Raw genomic sequence first — 15,609 nt, 5'->3', positions numbered from 1 at the left:
ACCGCGCCGCGCTCACTTCTTGGGAGCCTTGCTGGGCAGATCCTGCGACTGGATGACCTTCTGGATCGCGGCGTCGGCCGTGTTGATCGCGTCATCCGGCGAGGCCGCGCCCTTCATCACCGACTCCATAGCCGTCCCGACCGCGAGCGACACGTCCCACGGGTAGGTGGGCTCGGGGATCGCGTCCGGCGCGATGTCCTTCGTGATGACCTTGGACCACGGGGCCTTGGCCGCGGCCTCGTCCTTCGCGACGGCGTCCTGCACCGAGGCGCGTACGGGGACCTTGGTGAACTGCGTGTTCACGAAGAAGGGCACGAGGTTCTGCGGATCGCCGGCGAGCGACCACTCCAGGAACTTGCCCGCGGCCTCGGCGTTCTTGCTCTTCGCGTCGATGACCCACTTGAAGTTGCCGAGCGTGGTGGCGGTGCGTCCGTCGGCGTTCGAGGCGCTCGGGAAGGCGCCGATCCCGGTCTTGGCGAGGAGGTCGGGGTAGTCGGATCCGATCTCGGACATCATCCACGAGCCGGACACCTTGAAGGCCACCTTCTTCTGCCCGAAGTCCTTGCCCTCGACGTAGGCGGCGAGCGCCTGCTTGGGCATGTACCCCTTGTCCCACAGCTCCTTGTACTTGGACATCAGGTCGCGGTATGCGGCGTTGTCGATGTTCGGCGACTTCCAGTCGTCGGTGAGCGCCGTGTGCCCTGCGGCGTTGTACTGCTGACCGACGGTCGACCAGGCGAAGGTGATCGCGTCGGATGCGGGCGAGATGCAGTACTGGCCCTGGGCGAGCGTCGGCTGGATCTTGGCGCAGTCGGCGAGCAGGTCGTCCCACGTGGCGGGAGCCTTGTCGGTGTCGACACCGGCTTTGGAGAGCATGTCCTTGTTCCAGAACAGCACCGTCTGGGCCTCCTGCAGGAGCGGGTAGGCGTAGTAGGTTCCGTCGATCTCGGACACCGACTTCGCGGAGTCGATGATCTCGCCGAGCTTCGACTTGTCGACGACCTTGCCGAGGTCGTACAGCTGACCGGCGTTCACCGCGTCCTGGATGCTGCCGGAGTGCGTGTAGACGTCGGGGGCCTTGCCCGCGGCCTGGGCGGCCTTCATCTTCTGGTCCCAGGCATCGGCCGGGATCTCGGTGTCTTTGACGACGATCTTGTCCTGCGAGGCGTTGAACTTCTTGACGATGTCCTTGTACCAGGCGTTCTCGGGCGGAGTGAACGTGCGGTGCCAGAACTCGATCGTGGTCTTGCCGGAGGAATCGCCTCCGCCGCCTGCGGCCTGGCCAGGGGTGCTCGAGCCGCAGCCTGCGAGCAGTCCTACCGCCGTGATGCCGCCGAGAGCGGCCATCACCACCCGGCGCGTGCGCTGTGTGTCCGTCTTCATGGGTTCCTCCTCGGGAACACGACTTCCTCGTCGAATCGGTGCTGGGTCCGGCACGGGGGGCCGGGTCCGCGGTCGCGCTGAGTCGGCATCGACCGGGTTGCACTCAGAGTAGGCGAAATCGATTTCAGACACAAGACGCTTTTCGTCAGATCAGCAACTCCGTGCGGTCGAGTGCCGATTTCGTCTTCTGCGGAACTCCGGGTAACCCTTTCGGACGCTTTGCAGGCCCCTTGAGCGCTCCGCACGGGAAATCGATTTCAGATGCGTTATCCCCCGTAGGAGGACCCCCGCGCGGGCGCCCCGGCGGGCACACGGACGGAGCCCGCTCGCGCTCAGCGGGCGCTGTCGTCCGGGTCGTCGGCGAGGTCGTCCGCGTGCTCCGGAGGGCTCCCCCACGGACGCCACAGCACGACCTCGGTGGAGCGGCGGATCCGGCGCCCGGACGGGACGGCCATGACGGATCCGGTCGTTCCCGCGGCGAACACCCGCACGCCGGGGCGGTTGGCGCGCTCCTCGCGCAGCGCGAGCTCGAGCTCGACAACGCGGCGGTGCAGTGTGCGCACCTCGTCCTCAAGGTCGAGCAGGCGCGCGATCGCGGGAAGGCTCATGCCCTCGCTGGAGAGCTGGGCGACCTCGCGCAGCTGCTCGATGTCGCGCATCGAATAGCGGCGGGATCCGCCACGGGTGCGGCCGGGCACGACCAGGCCGATCCGGTCGTACTGCCGGAGGGTCTGCGGGTGCATCCCGGCGAGCTCGGCGGCGACCGCGATCGCGAAGACCGGGGTGTCGGCGCTCATGCGCTCATCAGGCACAGCGCACCTCCTGGGCGGTCACGGTCGCCGAGCGGGCGCCCTTCGTCTCGCTCCGCTCGCTCAGGGACCGGCCACGAACCGGTCCCTGAGCGAGGAGCGCAGCGACGAACCGGTCCCTGAGCGAGGAGCGCAGCGACGAGACGAAGGGCGCTCGGGGACCGGCGGCGAACCGGTCCCTGAGCGAGGAGCGCAGCGACGAGACGAAGGGCGCTCGGGGACCCCATGGTCAGGCCCGCGCCTTCGCCAGCAGCTCGGCGCGCGGGTTCTCCGCGGGCTCGGCCGCGCGGAAGCGCTCCAGGGCCTCGCGCGCGGCATCATCGAGGTGCGACGGCACCGCGACCTGGACCTCGGCGAGCAGGTCGCCGACTCCCTTGGACGTCGTGACGCCACGGCCCTTGACCCGCAGCACCCGGCCGGACGGCGTTCCCGCCGCGACCTTGAGCTTGACCGGATCGCCGCCGAGGGTCGGCACCTCGATGGTGGCGCCGAGCGCCGCCTCGGTGAAGGTGATCGGCACGGTGACGCGCAGATTCAGCCCATCGCGGGTGAATACCGGGTGGGGCTTGACGGCGACCTGCACCACGATGTCGCCGTTCTCGCCGCCGTCGGGCGAAGGCCGGCCGCGGCCGCGGAGGCGGATCTTCTGCCCGTCCTTCACACCGGCGGGGATCTTCACCTTGAGCGGTCGGCCGTCCTCACCCTGCAGCGTCACGGTCTCACCCTGCACCGCGGTCGCGAACGACAGTGTCGTGCGGGCCGTGACGTCGGCGCCCTTCTGCGGCCCTCCGTAGCCCCTGAAGCCGCCGGACGGCTGCCCGAAGCGTCCGGATCCGAAGGATCCGCCGCCCTGGTTGAACATCGCGAAGATGTCGTCGAAGTCGCCCTGCTGCCCGCCACGACCCCGGCCGAACGCGCTGAACACGTCCTCGAAGCCGCCGTTGCCGGCGCTCCCCGGAGCCGTGAAGCGCGCCCCGCCGGCGCCCATCGCGCGGATCTGGTCGTACTCGGCACGCTGCTCGGTGTCGGAGAGCACCGAGTACGCCTCGCTGATCTCCTTGAACTTCGCCTCCGCCGCGGCATCGCCGGGGTTGGAGTCGGGGTGGTACTTGCGCGCGAGCTTGCGGTAGGTCTTCTTCAGATCCGCCTCGGACACGTCCTTGGAGACGCCGAGGGTCTTGTAGAAGTCCCTGTCGAACCAGTCCTGGCTAGCCATAGGTTAAACGGTCCCTGAGCCCGCCGAAGGGTCAGCGGGAACGGCGACGACGACCTTGGCGGGACGCAGCTCGACATCGCCCAGGCGGTAGCCCACCTCGACGACCTCGAGCACGACGGCCTTCGCAACGCCCGGAGTGGGCTGCTGGAAGATCGCCTCGTGCTGCTGCGGGTCGAAGTCGTCGCCCTTCTCACCGTAGGAGACCACTCCGAGGCGCTCGACGACCGAGCGCACCTTGTCGGCGATCGCGGCGAAGGGGGTGCCCTCCTCCAGATCGCCGTGCGCGGCGGCACGGTCGAGGTCGTCGAGCACGGGGATCAGGCCCTTGGCGGCCTCGCCCTTCGCGCGCTGGATCTCGACACCGCGCTGCTCCTCGGTGCGACGGCGGTAATTCGCGTACTCGGCCTGCAGGCGCTTGAGGTCGACGAGCAGGGTGTGCTCGGCGTCGTGGAGGGCTGCATCCTCCACAGCATCCTCGGCGAGCGCGTCGTCGTTCTGCGCGATGTTCAGGATGTCGTCGACCGTGAGCTCTTCTGCGCCCTGCGGGTCATCGGCCCCGGCCGCGGGGCCGGACGCGTTCGCGTCCGACCCCTGGCCGCCGACCTCACGGCCCTCTTCGGGCTCTTCGAAGTCCTTGGGATCCGTCATTACTTCTTCTCGTCCTCGTCGTCCACGACCTCGGCGTCCACGACGTCCTCATCGGACGCCGCGTCCTCACCGGCCGGGGCACCCTCGGGAGCGCCGGGGGCCGCGTCGGCCTGGGACTGCGCGTAGATCGCCTCGCCGAGCTTCGTCTGAGACTGGTTCAGCTTGTCGAACGCGGTCTTCACTGCCTCGTCGTCGTCACCGGCCAGTGCGGTCTTCAGCGCGTCGACGTCGGCCTTGACCTCGGTCTTGACGTCCTCGGGGAGCTTGTCCTCGTTCTCCGAGATGAGCTTCTCGATCGAGTAGGACAGCGTCTCGGCCTGGTTGCGGACCTCGGCCGACTCGCGGCGCTTCTTGTCCTCGGCGGCGTGCTCCTCCGCCTCGCGCACCATGCGGTCGATGTCGTCCTTCGAGAGCGACGAGCCGCCCGTGATGGTCATCGACTGCTCCTTGCCCGTGCCCTTGTCCTTGGCGGACACGTGCACGATGCCGTTCGCGTCGATGTCGAAGGTGACCTCGATCTGGGGGATGCCGCGCGGAGCCGGCGCGATGCCGGTCAGCTCGAACGTGCCCAGCGGCTTGTTGTCGCGGGTGAACTCGCGCTCGCCCTGGAAGACCTGGATCGCGACCGACGGCTGGTTGTCGTCGGCGGTCGTGAAGGTCTCGCTGCGCTTGGTCGGGATGGCCGTGTTCCGCTCGATGAGCTTGGTCATCATGCCGCCCTTGGTCTCGATGCCGAGGCTCAGCGGGGTGACGTCGATGAGGAGGACGTCCTTGCGCTCGCCCTTCAGGACACCGGCCTGCAGGGCGGCGCCGACGGCGACGACCTCGTCCGGGTTCACGCCCTTGTTGGCCTCCTTGCCGGTCTCGCGCTTGACGAGCTCGGCCACGGCGGGCATGCGGGTGGAACCACCGACGAGCACGACGTGCGCGATGTCGCCGACCTTGATGCCCGCCTCGCGGATGACGTCCTCGAAGGGCTTCTTGGTGCGGTCGAGGAGGTCCTTGGTGAGGTCCTCGAACTTCGCGCGGGTGATCGTCTCACTGAGCGACACGGGGCCGTTCTCGGTGAGCGAGAGGTACGGCAGGTTGACGCTTGCCGACGTCGAGGAGCTGAGCTCCTTCTTCGCCTGCTCCGAGGCCTCCTTGAGGCGCTGCAGCGCGATCTTGTCGCCCGAGACGTCGACGCCGGTCGAGTCCTTGAACTGCTTGATCAGGTAGTCGACGAGACGCTGGTCCCAGTCGTCGCCGCCGAGGCGGTTGTCACCGGCGGTGGAGCGCACCTGGATGGTGGAGAAGTCGTCGTCCTTGCCCACTTCGAGCAGGGACACGTCGAACGTGCCGCCACCGAGGTCGAAGACGAGGATGAGCTCGTCCTCCTTGCCCTTGTCCAGGCCGTAGGCCAGCGCCGCGGCGGTGGGCTCGTTGATGATGCGCAGGACGTTGAGGCCTGAGATCTCGCCGGCCTCCTTGGTGGCCTGACGCTCGGCGTCGTTGAAGTACGCGGGGACCGTGATGACGGCGTCGGTGACGGTGTCGCCCAGGTACGCCTCGGCGTCACGCTTGAGCTTCTGCAGGATGCGCGCGGAGATCTCCTGCGGCGTCCACTTCTTGCCGTCCACGTCGAAGGACCAGTCGGTGCCCATGTGGCGCTTGACCGATGCGATCGTGCGGTCGACGTTGGTGACGGCCTGGCGCTTCGCGGTCTCGCCGACGAGCACCTCCCCGTCCTTGGTGAAGGCGACCACCGAGGGGGTGGTCCTGAAGCCTTCTGCGTTGGCGATGACCTTGGGCTCGCCGCCCTCGAGGACGCTGACGACGGAGTTCGTCGTACCGAGGTCGATACCGACAGCACGTGCCATTTGTTTTCTCCTTCAGTCGGAAGTTGCGGGAAAGTCTGCGCGATCCCGGGTTCTGCTGGAGCTGACCCCTGCGAAACCTGAGTCGCGATGACTCAAGGGTACGCCCGACATGAAGAGTTTGTCAAACAAACTTGATACCAGTCGGCTCAAGTTTGGTCACCGGGATCCGTGCGCCGGAGGCTCAGGATCCGAGGGCGTCGACCGCCTCCTCGTCCAGGGTGAGGACCACCTCCTGATACGAGGCGATCATCGCCAGCACCTCCTCGCGATAGCCCTCGCGCCAGAGGGCGCTGCCGTAGAACCGGTCCTCCTGCTCGTCCCGGTGGACGGTGGAATCGAACGCGCGCATGAGGACGTAGGAGACGTCGTCATGCTCGCTCGCGCCGTAGCGCACCACGCGGATCCCCTGATCGGCGAGCAGCGGCATGACCTTGCGGTGGAAGAGGTCGTGGAAGCCTTCGCGCGCGCCGGGGTGCAGGACGTAGGAGCGGATCTCGAGCACGGTCATGACGACTCCCGAAGAGGGCGGCGGGCGCGGATGACCGACATCCTCGCACGGCACCCCGCACCCGATCCAGGCCCAGCTGCGGTCTGACTCTCCGGCTCGGGTCGGTTCGGGGCTCGGGTCGGCTCGGCTCGGGTCGGCTCGGGGTCAGTGGCTCCCGCCGGGAGGGCCGATCAGCAGCAGCACCGCGAAGAGCGCGGCGACCGCGGCGACGATGAGCAGCGCGAGCACCCACGGACGGTGCAGGAACCAGCGCATGGTGCGGTCGTACCAGGCCGCGTCGCGCGGATCCTCGGTCTGCTCCAGACGCCAGTCGCCGGCGAGACGGCCGCTGCGGTGCAGCCAGATCTCGGCGGGGATCGTGGCGTAGGGCACGATCGCGCTCGCGATCGCGAGGATCGCGACGCCGACGCCCCAGCGCTGATGGAACGCGAGCAGCACCGCCGTGGCGCCGTAGGAGAGGAAGACGAAGCCGTGGATGGATCCGGCGACCGTCACGAGCACGGGCGGCAGACCCGTGGCGCGGCCGATCAGGGCGCCGATCAGCAGCGTCCAGGTGATGGCCTCCGCGATCGCGAGCACGCGGAAAAGGCGGGCGGGAGTGGTGAACACGGCTCTCCTCGGGTCGGGTCCCCTCCAGCGTAGGGATCGGGATCCGCCGGCCGCTTCCCGCAGGCCTCCACCTTTCGATGGGTCTTCGGGATCCTCCGCGCGGGGCTTCCGCGCAAGGCGCGCGGCCCCGTAGACTCGGCGAGCGCCGGGACCACCCCGGGATCCGAGGGAAGGAGCTGACGATGAACGTCTCTGCTGTTGTCGCGCCCTTCACCGACCTTCTTCCCTGAGGCCGCCCGCCCGATCCCTTCGCGAGCGGCCCCGACCCCGGAGCCTCTCGTGATCCCTTTCTCCGCATCCTCGGATGCCTCTGCCTCCCCTTTCCTCTCCGCCTCCGATGACGACGATCTCGGCCTGTCCTTCGCCGACGTCGATCTCGGCGAAGGCCAGCGCTGGACCACCTGGCCCGCCGCGACTCCGACCGAGCGCGGCCCCCACCCGCGCCCCGGCTGGGTGGTGACCTCGGCCGGCGCGGTCGACACCGAGCTCGGCATCCTCAAGACGGGCAAGGAGGCCGACGTCTTCCTCCTCGAGCGCGCGGTGCCGGGCGATCCCGCCCAGCGCACCCTCCTCGCGGCCAAGCGCTATCGCGGCACGGAGCACCGAACGTTCCACCGTTCCGCCGTGTACACCGAGGGCCGGCGCACGCGGAACTCCCGCGACGCCCGCGCCCTCGCGAAGAAGTCGGAGCACGGTCGCGGGGTCGCCGCCGCGCAGTGGTCGCTGGCCGAGTTCGAGGCGCTGCGCCGGATGTGGGAGCTCGGCGCCCCCGTGCCCTATCCGGTGCAGGTGAGCGGCACCGAGGTGCTCATGGAGTTCATCGGATCCGCCGACGGGGCCGCGGCGCCCCGGCTCGCCCAGGTGCGGCACGATCCGGCGGCGCTCCCCGATCTGTTCGCGCAGGTCGCCGCCCTCATGCGGACCTTCGCGCGAGCCGGCGTCGCGCACGGCGACCTGTCCCCGTACAACCTGCTCGTCCACGACGGCCGGGTGGTCGTGATCGACCTCCCGCAGATCGTTGATACGGTCGCGAACCCGCAGGGCCTGGACCTGCTGCACCGCGACTGCGTCAACGTGTGCGACTGGTTCGCCCGCCAGCGCCTGGACGTCGACGCCGAGGAGCTCTTCGGCGAGCTGGTCGCGGAGTCGTTCGGATAGCCCGCCCCTGTTTGGGGCGTGATCTGCCGGTTCGGGGCGCGCCAGGACACCCGAACGTGGCGGGACGCGCCCCAAAACCGAGCTTGCGGACCGGCACAAGACGCGGACGCCCATCGGAGTCGATGTCGGTGTGTGAAGGACTTCCGAACACCACCCACGGACATCCGCATACACTCCGACCATGCCCCGCCCCGCACTGCTCGCCGTGTCGCACGGCACCTCGGACGCCGCCGGCGCCGCCGCGATCGCGCTGCTCGTGCGCCGCGTCGCCGAGCGCCTCCCCGACGTCGCCGTGCACTCCGGATTCGTCGACGTGCAGGAGCCGGATGCGCCGACGGCCCTGGCCGCGGTCGAGGGGCCCGTGGTCGTCATGCCGCTGCTGCTGTCGCAGGGCTTCCACGTGCGGGTGGATCTGGGCGGCGCCGCTCGGGAACGCAGCGATGCGGTCGTGACGGATCCGCTCGGGCCCGACCCGCGGCTCGCGGAGGTGCTCGCGCTCCGGCTCGCGGAAGCCCCCGCTCCCGGCCGCGATCCCGGCGCCGATGCCGATGCCGATGCCGATGCTGATGCTGATGCCGATGCCGATGCCGATGCCGATGGTCCGGTCGTGCTCGCCGTCGCGGGATCCCGGGATCCGCGCTCCCTGCCCGATGCCGAGGCGATGGCGGCGCAGCTGGGCGAGCGCCTCGGCCGCCCTGTCGTGCCCGCCTACCTCGCCGCCCGGGAGCCGAACCTCGCCGATGCCCTCGTCGCGCATCCCGGCGCCCCCGTGGCGACCTACCTGCTCGCGCACGGCTACTTCTTCGACGTCGCGGAGCGCGCGGCCGGGTCCGCCCTCACCGAGCCGCTGTTAGACGACGGCGAGCCGCCTGACCCGCTCGTGGACCTCGTGGTGGACCGCTATCTCGCGGGCGCCGCACGGCTCGCGGATCCGCCCCCGTCCGGTCGGTGAGCGCGGACGCCCCTCGACATCGCGGCCTCGCGTCGGCTTGAGCGCGGCACTTCTTCCCGCCCTGTTCATCCGGTCGCAACCTCGGCATCGCGCGAGCGGAGCAGTGTGGCTCTCGACGCTCTCCTCGGAGCGCCACGCCTACCGAAGGAGCTACGCATGCGCGCCTCTCGAGCGCTTCTTTCCCTCGCCGCCGCGCTGGCCGCCGTCGTGGCCGGCGCGAGTCCCGCGTTCGCCGCGGGGACCGCAGACGCCCCGGGACAGGACAAGCCGGGCCACTACTCGTTCGCCGTCATCGGCGACGTCCCCTACGGTGCCGCGCAGCAGGCGCTGTTCCCGCACTGGATCCAGGAGATCAACGCCGCCGATCCGGCGATGACGTTCCACGTCGGCGACATCAAGAACGGATCCACCCGCTGCGACGACGCCCTCTACCAGCAGATCAAGGGCGACTTCGACACCTTCACCAACCCCCTCGTCTACACCCCGGGCGACAACGAGTGGACCGACTGCCACCGTGCGAACAACGGCGCGTACAACCCCCTCGAGCGCCTCGCCTACGACCGCTCCGTGTTCTTCTCTAACCCCGGAGTCTCCCTCGGGCAGAACCCGGCGAAGCTCGACGCGCAGACCGCGGCCGGCTTCCCGGAGAACGTGACCCTGCGCCGTCAGGGCGTCGACTTCGCCGTGATCCACGTGGTGGGCAGCAACGACGGGGTCCAGCCGTGGGCGGGCCTCGGCGACACCAGCCCGCGTCCCGAACAGCTCGCCGCGGAGCAGGCGCGCATGGCGAACGCGACCTCGGTCGTGAAGAGCACGTTCGCGACGGCGAAGCAGAAGCACGACCGCGCCGTGATGGTGCTGCTGCAGGCCGACATGTTCGACCCGACCTACACGCCGGCCCCGACCGACATCTCTGCGTTCCAGGGTCTCGTGCAGACGCTGGTCGACGAGGCGAGCGCGTTCGACGGCGAGGTGTACCTCGTCAACGGCGACAGCCATGTCTACAACGCCGACAAGCCCCTCGCCGCCGGATCGCACTGGCTCGACACCTACGGCGTGACCGGATCCGCCGACAACCTCACTCGGGTGACCGTGGACGGATCCTCGAACAACAAGGACTGGCTGCGGGTGACGATCAACCGGCCCGGCGCGGACCACGCGATCAGCTGGGAGCGCGTGCCGTACGTCGCGCACTGACCCGACGATCGCTCGGCGGCACGGGGCTCTCCGCGGAGTTCCGTGCCGTCGTCGTGTCCTGGATCGCGTAAAGGACGCGTGCGACGGCGCTCCATCCAACCGCATCCACCCGGGAGGAATCTGCACCATGTCGAACAATGACGCCCCGTGTCGGCGGCGCTGACACACACGAGCGTCCTGGCGGATCCGCACGTAGCTTGTCCGCATGTCTCCCGAACCGACTGCTGCCGTGCGCGGTGCACGACCGACGACCGACCGCGCCCGCCCGCCGCGCCCGTCGTCCAAGCCCAACGGTCAGTGGAAGATCGACGGCACGGCGCCGCTCAACGGCAACGAGGAGTGGAAGCAGGTCGACAACGGTCTGAGCGTGCGTGAGCGCATCGAGCAGGTGTACTCGAAGGGCGGCTTCTCGAGCATCGATCCGACCGACCTGCACGGCCGCTTCCGCGTGTGGGGTCTGTACACGCAGCGCAAGCCGGGCATCGACGGCGGACGCACCGCGACGCTCACCCCGGAAGAGCTCGAGGACGAGTACTTCATGCTGCGCGTGCGCATCGACGGCGGGCAGCTGACCACCGAGCAGCTGCGCGTCATCGCGGGGATCTCGGTCGACTTCGCGCGCGACACCGCCGACGTGACCGACCGGCAGAACATCCAGCTGCACTGGGTGCGCGTCGAGGACGTGCCCGAGATCTGGCGGCGCCTGGAGGCGGTCGGCCTGCAGACCACCGAGGCCTGCGGCGACGTGCCGCGCGTCGTGCTCGGCTCGCCCGTCGCCGGGATCGCCGCCGACGAGATCATCGACCCGACCCCGCAGATCGACGAGATCACCGACCGGTTCATCGGCGACCCCGAGCTCGCGAACCTGCCCCGCAAGTTCAAGACGGCCATCACAGGGCACCCCAGCCAGGACGTCGTGCACGAGATCAACGATGTCGCGTTCGTCGGCGTCGTGCATCCCGATCTCGGGGTGGGCTACGACCTGTGGGTCGGCGGCGCGCTGTCGACCACCCCTCGCCTCGGCGAGCGCCTCGGCGTGTTCGTCGCCCCAGAGCTCGTCGCCGACGTGTGGCACGGAGTGACCAGGATCTTCCGCGACTACGGGTACCGGCGGCTGCGGAACAAGGCCCGGCTGAAGTTCCTGCTGGCCGAGTGGGGCACCGAGAAGTTCCGCCGGATCCTCGAGACCGAATACCTGGAAGCGCCGCTCCCGGACGGCGAGGCCGCACCTCAGCCGACGAGTCGCGGCGACCACGTGGGCATCCACCGGCAGAAGGACGGCCGCTTCTACGTCGGCGTCACCCCGCTCGTCGGGCGGATCTCCGGCCCGTCGCTGGCGAAGCTGGCCGACCTCATCGAGGAGCACGGATCGGCGCGGCTGCGCACCACGCCGCACCAGAAGCTGGTGATCCTGGACATCCCGGAAGACCGAGTCCCCTCCCTCGTCGCCGGGCTCGATGAACTCGGGCTGTCCTCGCGTCCCGACCTGTTCCGACGCAGCACGATCGCCTGCACCGGCATCGAGTTCTGCAAGCTCGCGATCGTGGAGACCAAGGTCAACGCGGCCGCCGCCGTCGAGCAGCTCGAGGAGCGCCTCGCCGGCATCGACCTGCCGCACCCCATCTCGCTCCACGTCAACGGCTGCCCCAACTCCTGCGCCCGGATCCAGACCGCCGACATCGGGCTCAAGGGCCAGCTCGTCACGATCGACGGCGAGCAGGTGCCCGGGTATCAGGTGCACCTCGGCGGCGGACTCGCCTCTCCCCTGCGGGAAGAGGCAGGGCTCGGCCGCACGGTGCGCGGCCTGAAGGTCACCGCCGACGGCATCGCGGACTACACGGAGCGCGTCGTGCGCCGGTTCCTCGCCGACCGCGAGGACGATGAGACCTTCGCCGTCTGGGCGCACCGCGCCGACGAGGAGGCCCTGCAGTGAGCACCGCGACCCCGATTCCTGAGCGACCGTCCCCGGTTCCTGAGCGAGCCGCAGGCGAGACGAAGGACGCACCCCCGGTTCCTGAGCGAGCCGCAGGCGAGACGAAGGACGCCCGCTCCGCATCCGCGCAGCAAGAGGAGGGGCGCCCTGCCCGCCGCAGCCTCGACGAGCTGCGCGCGCTCGCGGAGCGCGGCGCGACCGAGCTGCGCAGCGGAGCCGCCGACGAGGCCTCCCCCGCGGAGGTCGCCGCCTGGGTCGCCGCGAATATCTCGCCCCGCCTCGCCGCCGTCGCCTGCTCGATGGCCGACGCCACGCTGCCGCATCTCGTCGCCGAGGCGATCCCGGGCGTCGACGTGCTGTTCCTGGACACCGGTTACCACTTCCTCGAGACGACGTTCACGCGCGACGAGGTCGCCCGCACGCTCGACGTGCGCATCGTCGACGTCAAGCCCGCGCAGACCGTGCGCGAGCAGGACGCCGAGTTCGGCAAGGATCTGTTCTCCCGGGATCCGGCGCTGTGCTGCGAGATGCGCAAGGTCGCTCCGCTGCACCAGGCCCTCGGCGGCTACGAGGTGTGGTTCACCGGCGTGCGCCGCGACGAGGCGCCGACCCGCGCGAACACGCCGCTGATCACCTTCGACGAGCGCAACGGCCTGATCAAGGTCAACCCCGTCGCGAGCTGGTCGTTCGACGACCTCATCGACTACGCCACCGCGCACGATGTCGTCGTCAACCCGCTCGTCGCCAACGGCTACCCGTCGATCGGCTGCGCGCCGTGCACCAAGCCCGTCGCCGCGGGCGAAGACCCCCGCTCCGGCCGCTGGGCCGGACTCGCCAAGACCGAATGCGGACTCCACGTATGAGCATCATCGACACCCTGCCCGCGCGCACCGACGCCCCGGTTCCTGAGGGCCCTTCGTCTCGCGACGCTCGCTCAGGATCCGCGCAGCGACGAGACGAAGGACTCACCGGACTCGACCTGCTCGAGGCCGAGGCGATCCACATCATCCGCGAGGTCGTGGCCGAGTTCGAGCGCCCCGTACTGCTGTTCTCCGGCGGCAAGGACTCCGTGCTCGTGCTGCACCTCGCCGCCCGCGCCTTCGCCCCCGGCCGGATCCCGTTCCCGGTGCTGCACGTCGACACCGGGCACAACTTCGACGAGGTCATCCGGTTCCGCGACGAGACCGTGGAGCGCCTGGGCCTGAAGCTCGAGGTCGCCCGCGTGCAGGACTACATCGACGACGGCCGCCTGGCGGAGCGCCCCGACGGCACCCGCAACGTGCTGCAGACCCAGCCGCTGCTCGACGCGATCGCCGCCGGGAAGCACGACGCCGTGTTCGGCGGCGCGCGCCGCGACGAGGACAAGGCGCGCGCCAAGGAACGCATCATCTCGCTGCGCGACGAGTTCGGCCAGTGGGATCCGCGCAACCAGCGCCCCGAGCTCTGGAGCCTGTACAACGGACGGCACACGCCAGGCAAGCACGTGCGTGCGTTCCCGATCTCGAACTGGACCGAGCTGGACGTCTGGCGCTACATCGCCCGTGAGCGGATCGCCCTGCCGCCACTGTATCTGGCGCACGAGCGCGAGGTGTTCCGCCGCGACGGCATGTGGTGGGCCGTGAACGAGCACGCCCAGCCGCGCGAGGGCGAGCAGGTCGAACGCCGCGTGGTCCGCTACCGCACGGTGGGCGACGCGAGCTGCACCGGAGCCGTCACATCGGATGCGGCGACCGTCGACCAGGTGGTCGCCGAGGTCGCCCGTTCCACCCTCACCGAGCGCGGCGCCACCCGCGCCGACGACCGGATCAGCGAGGCCGCCATGGAGGACCGCAAGAAGAACGGATACTTCTGATGAGCACCCCCGCCATCCCGCCCGCCCCGTCCGCACCCGCCCCGTCCGCACCCGTCCAGATCCGCGAGACCGAACTTGCGTCCCGAGACGGTGCTTCAGAACTGCGGTCTCGGGCCGCGGATTCGGTCTCGCGGTCAGAGAAGTCCGGGACCGCGCTGCTGGGCGACACCACGCTGTTCCGGTTCGCGACGGCCGGATCCGTCGACGACGGCAAGTCGACGCTGGTCGGCCGGCTGCTGCACGACGCGAAGGCGATCCTCGCCGACCAGCTCGAGCAGGTCGCCCGCACCTCGGCCGACCGCGGCTTCGCGCACGGCGAGTTCGACTTCGCGCTGCTCACCGACGGTCTGCGCGCCGAGCGCGAGCAGGGCATCACGATCGATGTCGCGTACCGCTACTTCGCCACCGACGCGCGCAGCTTCATCCTCGCCGACTGCCCCGGACACGTGCAGTACACCCGCAACATGGTCACCGGATCCGCGACGGCCGACGCCGTGGTCGTGCTCATCGACGCGCGCAAGGGCGTCGTCGAGCAGACCCGGCGGCACCTCGCCGTGGTGTCGCTGCTGCGCGTGCCGCACGTGATCGTCGCGGTCAACAAGATCGACCTCACCGGCTTCGACGAGGAGCGCTTCCGCGCGGTCGAGGAGCAGGCGCTCGCGGTCGCCGCCGAACTGGGCCTCATCGACACGCACGTGATCCCGGTCTCGGCGCTCGAGGGAGACAACATCGTCGATCGGTCCGCGCGCACCCCCTGGTACGACGGCCCGACGCTGCGCGAGCTGCTCGAGACCCTCCCCGCCCGCCAGGCCGAGGAGGACGCCGCCTTCCGCCTCCCGGTGCAGACCGTGATCCGTCCGCAGGGCAGCGTCTCGGCGCTCATCGACGACGCTGAGGCCGACGGCCTGCGCGACTACCGCGGCTTCGCCGGGCGGGTGTCGAGCGGATCCGTCCGGGTCGGCGACCGTGTGCAGGTCTTCCCCGGTGGACACGAGACGACCGTCACCGGCATCAGGGTCGCCGGCCGGGTGGCGGAGTCGGCGCACACCGCGCAGTCGATCGCGGTAACGCTCGCCGACGAGGTGGACGCCGCCCGCGGCGCCCTCATCGCGACCGCCGGCACCGTGCCGACCGGCCATGCGGAGGCCGAGGTCGAGATCTTCCAGCTCGACGTACGGCCGATCGCGCCGGGCGCCCGCGTGCTCGCCAAGCACGGCACCTCGACCGTGCAGGCGATCGTGACCGAGGTGCTCTCGCGCCGCGACCTGGACACGCTCGCCCTCGAGGACGCCGCCGAGCTGGCCGTGAACGAGATCGGCCGCGTGCGGATCCGCTTCGCGTCGGCCCTGCCCCTCGAGCCGTACGCCGACGATCGGGAGGGCGGCGCCCTGCTGCTCATCCACCCGGTCGACGGCGCCACCCTCGCCGCCGCGACCGTCGTCACGGCCGGCTAGGAGTCCCTGAGCGTCCTTCGGTCCCTGAGCG

General features: G+C 70.0%; 14 protein-coding genes. 7 read left to right on the top strand and 7 right to left on the bottom strand.

Going from position 1 to position 15,609, the window contains the following annotated elements; all coding sequences use genetic code 11:
• Window positions 1-12 precede the first annotated feature (12 nt).
• The 7 genes from AC1DG4_RS02300 to AC1DG4_RS02270 form a co-directional block, all read right to left on the bottom strand.
• Complete coding sequence (locus AC1DG4_RS02300) at window positions 13-1,383, bottom strand: ABC transporter substrate-binding protein (RefSeq protein ID WP_477375393.1); 1,371 nt, start codon at window positions 1,381-1,383, stop codon at window positions 13-15.
• A 332-nt stretch (window positions 1,384-1,715) separates the two neighbouring features.
• On the bottom strand, window positions 1,716-2,180 hold the full coding sequence (locus tag AC1DG4_RS02295) for a heat shock protein transcriptional repressor HspR (RefSeq protein WP_477377302.1): 465 nt from the start codon (window positions 2,178-2,180) through the stop codon (window positions 1,716-1,718).
• 241 nt (window positions 2,181-2,421) lie between these two features.
• Window positions 2,422-3,408, bottom strand: a complete 987-nt coding sequence (locus AC1DG4_RS02290) for a DnaJ C-terminal domain-containing protein (RefSeq protein ID WP_477375391.1) — start codon at window positions 3,406-3,408, stop codon at window positions 2,422-2,424.
• A 3-nt stretch (window positions 3,409-3,411) separates the two neighbouring features.
• Window positions 3,412-4,056, bottom strand: a complete 645-nt coding sequence (locus AC1DG4_RS02285; protein ID WP_477375389.1) for a nucleotide exchange factor GrpE — start codon at window positions 4,054-4,056, stop codon at window positions 3,412-3,414.
• Window positions 4,056-5,915 carry a molecular chaperone DnaK gene (dnaK, locus tag AC1DG4_RS02280; protein WP_477375387.1) on the bottom strand — a complete coding sequence of 620 codons (1,860 nt, stop codon included), beginning with the start codon at window positions 5,913-5,915 and terminating at the stop codon, window positions 4,056-4,058. Before dnaK ends, AC1DG4_RS02285 begins: the two co-directional genes overlap by 1 nt.
• 181 nt (window positions 5,916-6,096) lie before the next feature.
• The gene (locus AC1DG4_RS02275) at window positions 6,097-6,423 is read right to left on the bottom strand and encodes an NIPSNAP family protein (RefSeq protein WP_477375385.1); all 327 of its coding nucleotides are present in this window, start codon (window positions 6,421-6,423) and stop codon (window positions 6,097-6,099) included.
• 144 nt (window positions 6,424-6,567) lie between these two features.
• Window positions 6,568-7,032: a DUF3817 domain-containing protein gene (locus AC1DG4_RS02270; RefSeq protein ID WP_477375383.1), complete on the bottom strand. Its 465-nt coding sequence runs from the start codon at window positions 7,030-7,032 to the stop codon at window positions 6,568-6,570.
• Between the two features lie 279 nt (window positions 7,033-7,311).
• Here AC1DG4_RS02270 and AC1DG4_RS02265 point away from each other — a divergent pair, with 279 nt between their 5' ends.
• The 7 genes from AC1DG4_RS02265 to AC1DG4_RS02235 all read left to right on the top strand — a co-directional run bounded on the left by AC1DG4_RS02265 (window position 7,312) and on the right by AC1DG4_RS02235 (window position 15,578).
• Window positions 7,312-8,190 (top strand): serine protein kinase RIO, encoded by an 879-nt coding sequence (locus AC1DG4_RS02265; protein WP_477375381.1) that lies wholly within the window; start codon window positions 7,312-7,314, stop codon window positions 8,188-8,190.
• Window positions 8,191-8,371: 181 nt separating this feature from the next.
• The gene (locus tag AC1DG4_RS02260; RefSeq protein WP_477375379.1) at window positions 8,372-9,142 is read left to right on the top strand and encodes a sirohydrochlorin chelatase; all 771 of its coding nucleotides are present in this window, start codon (window positions 8,372-8,374) and stop codon (window positions 9,140-9,142) included.
• Between the two features lie 156 nt (window positions 9,143-9,298).
• On the top strand, window positions 9,299-10,339 hold the full coding sequence (locus AC1DG4_RS02255; RefSeq protein WP_477375377.1) for a hypothetical protein: 1,041 nt from the start codon (window positions 9,299-9,301) through the stop codon (window positions 10,337-10,339).
• Window positions 10,340-10,544: 205 nt separating this feature from the next.
• On the top strand, window positions 10,545-12,272 hold the full coding sequence (locus AC1DG4_RS02250; protein ID WP_477375375.1) for a nitrite/sulfite reductase: 1,728 nt from the start codon (window positions 10,545-10,547) through the stop codon (window positions 12,270-12,272).
• Window positions 12,273-12,442: 170 nt separating this feature from the next.
• On the top strand, window positions 12,443-13,135 hold the full coding sequence (locus AC1DG4_RS02245) for a phosphoadenylyl-sulfate reductase (protein WP_477377300.1): 693 nt from the start codon (window positions 12,443-12,445) through the stop codon (window positions 13,133-13,135).
• Window positions 13,132-14,124 (top strand): sulfate adenylyltransferase subunit CysD, encoded by a 993-nt coding sequence (gene cysD / locus AC1DG4_RS02240; protein WP_477375373.1) that lies wholly within the window; start codon window positions 13,132-13,134, stop codon window positions 14,122-14,124. Before AC1DG4_RS02245 ends, cysD begins: the two co-directional genes overlap by 4 nt.
• The gene (locus AC1DG4_RS02235) at window positions 14,124-15,578 is read left to right on the top strand and encodes a sulfate adenylyltransferase subunit 1 (RefSeq protein WP_477375371.1); all 1,455 of its coding nucleotides are present in this window, start codon (window positions 14,124-14,126) and stop codon (window positions 15,576-15,578) included. Before cysD ends, AC1DG4_RS02235 begins: the two co-directional genes overlap by 1 nt.
• Window positions 15,579-15,609: the final 31 nt, after the last annotated feature.

This window comes from Microbacterium sp. 05N427 (assembly GCF_056397105.1).
Note: the sequence above shows the minus strand (reverse complement) of the source record. Positions and strands in the feature narration are given on the sequence as shown.